The organism is Nocardia farcinica (assembly GCF_029867845.1).
Classification (GTDB): Bacteria; Actinomycetota; Actinomycetes; order Mycobacteriales; family Mycobacteriaceae; genus Nocardia; species Nocardia farcinica_A.
On record NZ_JARWRU010000992.1, the window covers coordinates 1 to 1,030 of the forward strand.

The following is a 1,030-nucleotide window of genomic DNA, read 5'->3' on the forward strand; positions in this document are numbered from 1 at the left end:
CCGGTCCACGGCCGAGCCTAACGTGTGATCGCCAGGCGCTCCCCGTCCTACCTCGTTTCCCGCGCCCCGCCTAGCCTTGCGGCTCTGCGTCTCGGCTCCGGGTCGGTGTCCGTGTCGCTCTGACCTGGAATAAGTTACGCACGGCCACATGCGATGTCAAATCGCCTGTTCACAGGCTATTTTCGGCGCATCGGCCAGCGTGCTCGGCGCCGCATTGCCCGCCTCGGGCCCCGGAGAGCATCTCGTCGAAGGCCCGGTGTCCACGCGGCACGGCACCGCTGAGCGTCGACGGCCTTCCCGCACGCGCGGACCTCGGGGGGCTGTGCGGCCACGACCGGATGGCCGCTTCGGCTCGATGCGGCAGTTCGCAGGCGAAGTCGGTGCGGGCGCGCAACATCCGGGTCGGGTCGGCGAGCTCCCGTGCCGCGGCGGCCGGGTTCACAGCGCCGGTCCAGGTGACCGGATCAATCGGCGCGACACGGCGGTTCGGCGGGCACGTGCGTGGAAAGATGTCGTCATGTCGACCGCCGCACATGGGGAGAAGGCCCGCCAGGCACGTTCGTTCGGGGCCGCGGCGGAGGAGTACGAGCGCGGGCGGCCGTCCTATCCGGCGGAGGCGATCGCCTGGCTGGTGCCCGAGGACGCGCGGGTGGTCGTCGACGTCGGCGCGGGGACCGGGAAGATGACGCGGGCGCTGGGAGCGCCGGGACGCGAGGTCATCGCGGTCGAGCCGTCGGCCGGGATGCGCGAGCAGTTCGCCCGGGTGCTGCCCGAGGTCGAGTTGCTGATGGGAACCGCCGAGGCGATTCCGTTGCCGGACGCGACCGCCGACGTCCTGGTGTACGCGCAGGCCTGGCACTGGGTGGACCCCGAGCGCGCGATCCCGGAGGCGGCGCGGGTGCTCCGCCCCGGCGGGCTGCTCGGGCTGGTGTGGAACACCCGCGACGTGTCCGAGCCCTGGATCGCTGAACTCGACCGCATCCTGCGGGAGCGCGAGACGGCCCAGCTGCCGCGGCATCGGCCCGCGGTG

At 72.6% G+C, this 1,030-nt stretch carries 1 protein-coding gene; it reads left to right on the top strand.

All coding sequences use genetic code 11. The annotated features are described in order from the left end of the window. Positions 1–517: 517 nt before the first annotated feature. The coding region (locus QH283_RS22020) for a class I SAM-dependent methyltransferase (protein WP_280504865.1) at positions 518–1,030 on the top strand (513 nt) is incomplete at its 3' end.